This window comes from Micromonospora sp. NPDC047527, from assembly GCF_040643015.1.
Classification (GTDB): Bacteria; Actinomycetota; Actinomycetes; order Mycobacteriales; family Micromonosporaceae; genus Micromonospora.
Genome location: NZ_JBEYTK010000010.1, coordinates 193,044 through 199,757, shown reverse-complemented (window position 1 = coordinate 199,757; position 6,714 = coordinate 193,044). Strand labels below are relative to the sequence as shown.

The window sequence follows — 6,714 nt, the reverse complement described above, 5'->3', positions numbered from 1 at the left end:
CCCGGGCCGAGCAGTGCGCCCGGATCACTCCCTCCTCTGTTCCCTGTCGACGCCTCGGACAATCACCCTGATGTCCGATTGCCGGCGGAGAAGGAGGCGGGGGTGCGGCGCCGGCCGGCGGGTTGCCCCGATCAGACCAGGCAGTTGACGATCTCCGCCACCGAGCGGCGGCGGCCCGTGTAGAAGGGGACCTCCTCGCGGACGTGCCGGCGGGCGCTGGAGGCCCGCAGGTCACGCATCAGGTCCACGATGCGGTGCAGCTCGTCGGCCTCGAAGGCGAGCATCCACTCGTAGTCGCCCAGCGCGAACGACGCGACCGTGTTGGCCCGGACGTCCGGGTAGCCACGCGCCATCTTCCCGTGCTCGGCAAGCATCTCGCGCCGCTCCGCGTCGGGCAGCAGGTACCACTCGTACGAGCGGATGAACGGGTAGACGCAGATGTAGGGGCGGGCCTCCTCGCCGGCCAGGAACGCCGGGATGTGGCTCTTGTTGAACTCCGCCGGCCGGTGCAGCGCCATCTGCGACCAGACCGGGGTCAGCGCCCGACCCAGCGTGGTGCGGCGGAACCGCAGGTACGCGTCCTGCAACGCGTCGCTGGACGCGGAGTGCCACCAGATCATCACGTCCGCGTCGGCGCGCAGCCCGGAGACGTCGTACACGCCCCGGATCACCACGTCCTTGCCGGCCAGCTCCTCGAAGAGGGCCTCGACCTCACCTGTGACGTTGTCCCGCAGCGACGGCAGCGGGGCGCTGGCCCGGAACACCGACCACATGGTGTAGCGGATGCTGTCGTTGAGCTCCCGCAGGCGGGCCGCGTTGGTCTGCTCGCTCATCTCGCCGATCCTCCCAGTGCTGTGATGATCTCGTCGGCCGCCGTCTCGCCGGAGCGGACGCAGACCGGGATGCCGACGCCGTCGTAGCCAGCGCCGGCGAGGACCAGTGTGGGGTGCGCGGCCCGCAGCGCCGTCCGCGCGGCGGCGACCCGGTCGGCGTGCCCCGGAGCGTACTGGGGCAACGCGCCACCCCACCGCTGCACGTGCCCGTCGACCGGAGCGGGCAGCGGTGCGCCGAGCACCGCCGACAACTCCCGGTGCACGGTGGCCGCCAGGTCCTCGTCGGGGCGTTGGAGGTGCGCCTCCTCGCCGTACCGGCCCACCGAGGCACGTACCAGCGCCAGCCCGGCCGGCCGGCGCAGGTGCCCCCACTTCGTGGTGAAGAACGTGGCCGCCTTGATCAGCAGCCCCTCGGTGCTCGGCACCAGGAAGCCGGACAGCTCGGGCAGGCGCGGCTGCGGCAGCGCCAGGGTGACCAGCGCGACGCTCGCGTAGTCCAGCTCACCGACGGCCGTGGCGGCCGCCGGGGCCGGGACGCTGAGCAGTCGGGCCGCCGGCCGGGCCGGCACCGCCAGCACCACGGCGTCCACGTCGATGTGTTCCGGGTCGCGGGTCGGGCCGACGGTGAGCCGCCAACCCGTGACGGTGGGCGCGACCTCGCGGACCGCGGCGTCGCGGCGGACCGTCGCGCCGCTGGCCGTCACCGCCGCCTCGACCAGGGTGCTCAACCCACCAGCCAGGGTGCCGAAGACCGGGGCGCCGGGAGCGCGCGGCGCGGCGGCCTGCGCCGCGCGGACCGCACCGACCAGCGTGTGTTCGACCCGGGCCGTGCGGGCCAGCGCCGGCATCGTGGTGACCAGGGAGAGGTCGTCGGCGCGGCCGGCGTACACGCCACCCAGCATCGGGTCGACCAGCCGGTCGACCACCTCGTCACCGAAGCGCGACCGGACCAGCGCGCCCACCGAGACGTCCGCGCCGGGCGCGACCAACGGCCGGCCGCCGTCGGTGTCGGCGTCCACCGCCGGGCGGGCGACCGTGGCCACCCGATCCAGATCCCCGGGTACGCCCACCAGCGTGCCGCCCGGGATGGGGCGCAGCCCTCCGTCGACCACCAGCGCCGCCTGCCCGACGGTGGGGTGCACGATCTGCTCGGCCAGCCCGAGCCGGCGGGCCAACGCCACCGCGGCGCTCTCGGCGCCGGTCGGGTCGCGCATCAGGAACGACTCGGCCCCGAACTCCACCGGCTGACCGGCCAGTTCCCCGGTACGCAGCTTGCCGCCCAGCGCGCCGGACTGCTCGTACACGGTGATCTCGGTGCCGGCCGGGGCGCGGTCGCGCAACCGGACCGCGGCGGCCAGGCCGGCGATCCCGCCGCCGACCACCGCCACCCGCCAGGGCTGCCGCATCGCCGGTCAGCCCTGGTCGGCCCGGCGACTGGACAGCTCGTGCACCAGCGCGACCACCCGGGTCAGCACCTCCGGGTCGGTCTCCGGCAGCACGCCGTGACCGAGGTTGAACACGTGACCGGGGGCGGCCCGCCCCTGGGCCAGGATGCGGCGTACCTCGCCCTCCACCACCGGCCACGGTGCGAGCAGCACGGTCGGGTCCAGGTTGCCCTGCACGGCCTTGTCCGGGCCGATCCGGCCGGTGGCCACGTCCAGCGGGGTCCGCCAGTCGACGCCGACCACGTCCGCGCCGGCCTCGCCCATCGCGCCGAGCAGTTCGGCGGTGCCCACCCCGAAGTGGATCCGCGGCACCCCGGCGTCTACCAGCCCGCTCAACACGGCGGTCGAGTGCGGCAGCACGTAGCGGCGGTAGTCGGCCTCGGAGAGGGTGCCCGCCCACGAGTCGAACAGCTGCACGGCGGACACGCCGGCCTCGATCTGGACCCGCAGGAAGGCCAGCGTCATCTCGGCCAGCCGGCCGCAGAGCGCGTGCCACAGCTCCGGATCGCCGTACATCAGCGCCTTGGTCTTCGCGTGGGTCCGCGACGGACCGCCCTCGACCAGGTAGCTGGCCAGGGTGAACGGCGCGCCGGCGAACCCGATCAGCGGGGTGTCACCCAGCTCGACCACCAACTGCCGGACGGCCTCGTCGACGTACGGGACGTCGTCGCGGGTGATCGGGCGAATGCGCTCGACGTCAGCGGCGGTACGGATCGGCTCGGCGACCACCGGGCCGGTGCCCGGCACGATGTCCAGGTCGACCCCGGCCGCGGCGACCGGCACCACGATGTCGCTGAACAGGATGGCCGCGTCGACCCCGTGCCGGCGCACCGGCTGGAGGGTGATCTCGGTTACCAGGTCCGCGCGGCGGCAGGACTCCAGCATCGGCACGCTCGCCCTGATCTCCCGGTACTCGGGAAGCGAGCGGCCAGCCTGGCGCATGAACCAGACCGGGGTGTGCGGGCCGGGGCGACGCCGGCAGGCCCGGATGAAGGGCGAGTCGGCGGGGCCGCCGGGGCGCGGGTCTCCGTCTCGGGCGGCAGTGCCCGTGGTTTCCGTGGTCATCGCCGCAATCGTGCCACGCCACGCACCCCCGACCCTCCTGGGGTGAAAGGAAGAACACCTTCCGGACGCCCACCACGCGGAGCGCCGGCAGCGGGCGGGCTGCGCGGAGGCGTCGGCGCGCCGTCGAAGCGGGTGGGCCGACGGCGGCATAGGCTGCCGGCATGGCCCCCCCGATCGCGCTCCCGGAGACCTTCGTCCGCGCGGTCGCCGGGTTGAGGTCGCCGGCGCCCCGGCCGGAGATCACGCTGGAGGAGGTTGGCGCCCCCCAGCGGCTGGCGCCGTACACGTTCGCGCTCTCCGCGGCGGTGCTGCGCGACGGCGACGAGGTGGCCACTGGCCGGCTGATCCTGCTGCACGACCCGGCCGGGCACGAGGCATGGCAGGGCACCCTGCGGCTGGTCACCTACGTGACCGCCGAACTGGAGGTCGACCTCGCCGCCGACCCGCTGCTGCCCGGGGTCGGCTGGACGTGGCTGACCGACGCCCTGGACACCCAGGAGGCGGCTCACCGGGCGATCGGCGGAACTGTCACCCAGACCATGTCGACCCGGTTCGGTGACCTGGCCGGCCCGCCGACCGTCGGCGACATCGAGATCCGCGCCTCCTGGACGCCGGTCGACGACGACCTCGCCCCCCACCTGCTCGGCTGGTGCGCGCTGCTCGCCTCGACGGCCGGCCTTCCGCCGCCCGGGGTCACCGCGCTCTCCGACCGCCGTCCCGCCGGCACCGCCTGACGCCGCCCCGCCCGGTTTCCGGGTCGGGGCGGACGTCCGTCGGGGTTACAGGTAGTTCTCCGCCTCGTCGCAGACCTTGTCGAGGCCCTTCATCGCCGCGTCGTACGCGCTCCTGTTGCCGGCCGACGCCGCGCCGAGCGCGGTGGTCAGCTTGTCCAGGCAGCTGGCGATGACCTTCTTCTGCCGGGCCTGCTCGTCACGGTCGTTGCGGGTGCCGGTCAGGTCCTGCTGGGTGTTGTCGAGCTTGTCCTGCATGGTCTGCAGGTCGGCCTTGAGCTTCGTGATCTCGGTGGTGTTGGCCGTGATGGTGCCGTCCCGCTCGCTCACCTGGTTGGTGAGGCGCTTCTCGGTCCGGTTCAGCTCGTTGTTCTTCGTCACGAACAACCCGGTCATCACCCCGCTGACGACGAAGAGCAGCGCTGCCACCAGGGCCAGCACCAGCACCGCCCGACCCCGACGGGCCGGCGGCGTGGCGGGCGGCCCGTACGGCGCCACCCCGGGCGGGGCAGACATCGGCTGCCCGTACGCCGGACCGGAGACCGGCGGCGCGGACATCGGCTGCCCGTACGCCGGACCGGAGACCGGCGGCGCGGACATCGGCTGCCCGTACGCCGGACCAGAGACCGGCGGCGCGGACATCGGCTGCCCGTACGCCGGACCAGAGACCGGCGGCGCGGAGACCTGACCGCCGTACGGCGGTGCGCTGGCCGGGTAGCCCGGCGACGCCTGCGGGGTGCCGTACTGCGGCGGCACGGGCTGGGCTGCCCCGTACTGCGGAGCGGCCTGACCCGACGCGTACTGCTGCGGCGTGGGCTGCGGCGGCGCGTACTGCTGCGGCGGCGTCGCCTGGGCCGGCGCGTACTGCTGCGGCGTGGGCTGCTGCGGCGCGTACTGCTGCGGCGGGGTGGGCGGTCCGGCCGGGTACTGCACTGTCGCATCGGTGCCGGCCGCGTGTTGCACCGTCGCGTCGGCGTCGGGCGAGCCGGCAGGCGGGCCGGCGGCGTACGAGACGGTCTGGTCGGCGTCGGACGGCGGTTGACCCGCACTGGCGGGCGGCGTCGGGGTGGCCGACGGAACGCCCTCCGGCCCGGTCGGGGGTTGAGACATGATGTTCCTCCAGGTGAGCAGGTCCTCCGCCGGTAGGCGCGACGGACCGGATACGGCGAGGTCGTCCGGGTCCGAGGACCCGGTCGGATTGGGAAGCGGCCGACGATGGCCGGGGATGGCGTGGGCGGCCGAGGCCGCCCACTCAGCAGATCTTGAAACCGTCGCAGGCGACCTTGATCGGTACGGCCAGTCCGATGCCCTCGGCGTCACGAGCCTTGGCGGTGGCGATGCCGACCACCTGCTTGCTGCCGTTGATCACCGGCCCACCGGAGTTGCCGGGGTTGATTGGGGCGTCGAACTGGATGGTCGGCCCGGAGGCCCCCTGGGCGGAGCGCAGCGCGCTCACCACACCGGTGGTCACGCTGTCCTCCAGGCCGAGCGGAGCGCCGACCACGACGATCTGCTGGCCGGATTTCACGGCGCTGGGTGCGGTGACCAGGCCGGTGAACTTGCCGCTGGTACGCAGTTGCGCCACGTCGTTGGTCTTGTCGACCTTGACGATGGTGGCCGGGAAGCGCTGGTCGGTGCGCTCCAGGAAGACCTGGCGTCCGCCGCCCTCCCAGACCGACTCGACCACGTGGAAGTTGGTGAACAGGTTCGTCCCGCCGCCGTCCGCCGGCTTGCCCACCGCGAACGCGCTGCCGGTGAACTGACCGGCCCGGACCCGGAACACGCTGGGCAGCACGGCGCTGGCCACCGCCTCCGGGTTGAACGCCGCGCCGGCCTGCTTCTCCAACGCGTCCGCGCGGGTCTCCAGGCCGTCGAGGCGTGTGCCGTTGCCCTCCTGGGCCTGCGCCAGCCGCCGGTCGGTGTCGGCGAGCCGGTCGCCCAGCCGGTCGAGTTGGAACGCCTGTACGCCGGCCACGGCGGCCAGCACGACGACCAGCACCGTGGCGAGCACGACCGGCCAGCGACGCCGGCCGGGCCGCGCGGGTGGCGGCGGAGCCGGGGTCGGCCAGCCGGGCTGACCGCCGCCGGGCTGGCCACCGGTGAACATCGGTGGCGCGCTGGCCGAGTCACCGGGCGACGGGTAGCCGCTGGCGCCGTACGGCGTGGCGGCGCCCGGACCGTACGGGCCGGCCACCGTCGTTCCATACGGCGTCCGTGCGGCACCCTGCGGCGCCGCCGTGCCGTACGCCGCCGGCGCGGCGCCCTGAGGCGCGGCCGTGCCGTACGTCGCCGGCGCGCTGCCGTGCGGTGCGGTGCTGCCGTGCGGTGCGGCCGGCGCGGTGCCCTGGGGCGCCGCGCCCCACTGGCCGCCGTTGGGCGGGGCCGCCCAGCCGGTGCGGGGTGCCGGAACGCCCTGCGGCTGGTCGGTCCCGCCGGGCGGCGGCCCGGGCCAGGCAGCGCCGGCGGCGGGGTGCGGCTCGATGCGGGGTGGCAGTGGCCCCGGTCGCCCGGATGTGGACCCACTCATGTCGTCAGGCCTGGTGCCCTCCGGTCGTCCGTCCTGCGCGCCGAAGCCAGCCGTCATGATCGCCTTGCCTTCCCATGGTCTTCCTGTGCCGCACATCGACCCGGATGTCACCC

At 74.6% G+C, this 6,714-nt stretch carries 6 protein-coding genes; 1 reads left to right on the top strand and 5 read right to left on the bottom strand.

The features are described from left to right. Positions 1 to 131: 131 nt before the first annotated feature. From hemQ to hemE, 3 genes are read right to left on the bottom strand one after another with little or no spacing between them, the layout of a single operon-like run. Positions 132 to 833 carry a hydrogen peroxide-dependent heme synthase gene (gene hemQ, locus ABZ808_RS28675; protein ID WP_357012412.1) on the bottom strand — a complete coding sequence of 234 codons (702 nt, stop codon included), beginning with the start codon at positions 831 to 833 and terminating at the stop codon, positions 132 to 134. Beyond that, entirely contained in the window at positions 830 to 2,239 is a 1,410-nt protein-coding gene (hemG, locus tag ABZ808_RS28670) for a protoporphyrinogen oxidase (protein ID WP_357012409.1), read from the bottom strand. Before hemG ends, hemQ begins: the two co-directional genes overlap by 4 nt. A 6-nt stretch (positions 2,240 to 2,245) precedes the next feature. Continuing rightward, positions 2,246 to 3,343, bottom strand: coding sequence for a uroporphyrinogen decarboxylase (gene hemE, locus ABZ808_RS28665; protein ID WP_357012407.1), 1,098 nt, complete (start codon positions 3,341 to 3,343; stop codon positions 2,246 to 2,248). A gap of 161 nt (positions 3,344 to 3,504) precedes the next feature. Here hemE and ABZ808_RS28660 point away from each other — a divergent pair, with 161 nt between their 5' ends. Continuing rightward, on the top strand, positions 3,505 to 4,077 hold the full coding sequence (locus tag ABZ808_RS28660) for a DUF3000 domain-containing protein (RefSeq protein ID WP_357012405.1): 573 nt from the start codon (positions 3,505 to 3,507) through the stop codon (positions 4,075 to 4,077). 45 nt (positions 4,078 to 4,122) lie between these two features. Here ABZ808_RS28660 and ABZ808_RS28655 read toward each other — a convergent pair whose 3' ends face one another. Further along, entirely contained in the window at positions 4,123 to 5,184 is a 1,062-nt protein-coding gene (locus tag ABZ808_RS28655) for a hypothetical protein (RefSeq protein WP_357012403.1), read from the bottom strand. A gap of 142 nt (positions 5,185 to 5,326) precedes the next feature. Next, entirely contained in the window at positions 5,327 to 6,601 is a 1,275-nt protein-coding gene (locus ABZ808_RS28650) for a trypsin-like peptidase domain-containing protein (protein ID WP_357012401.1), read from the bottom strand. Positions 6,602 to 6,714 lie beyond the last annotated feature (113 nt).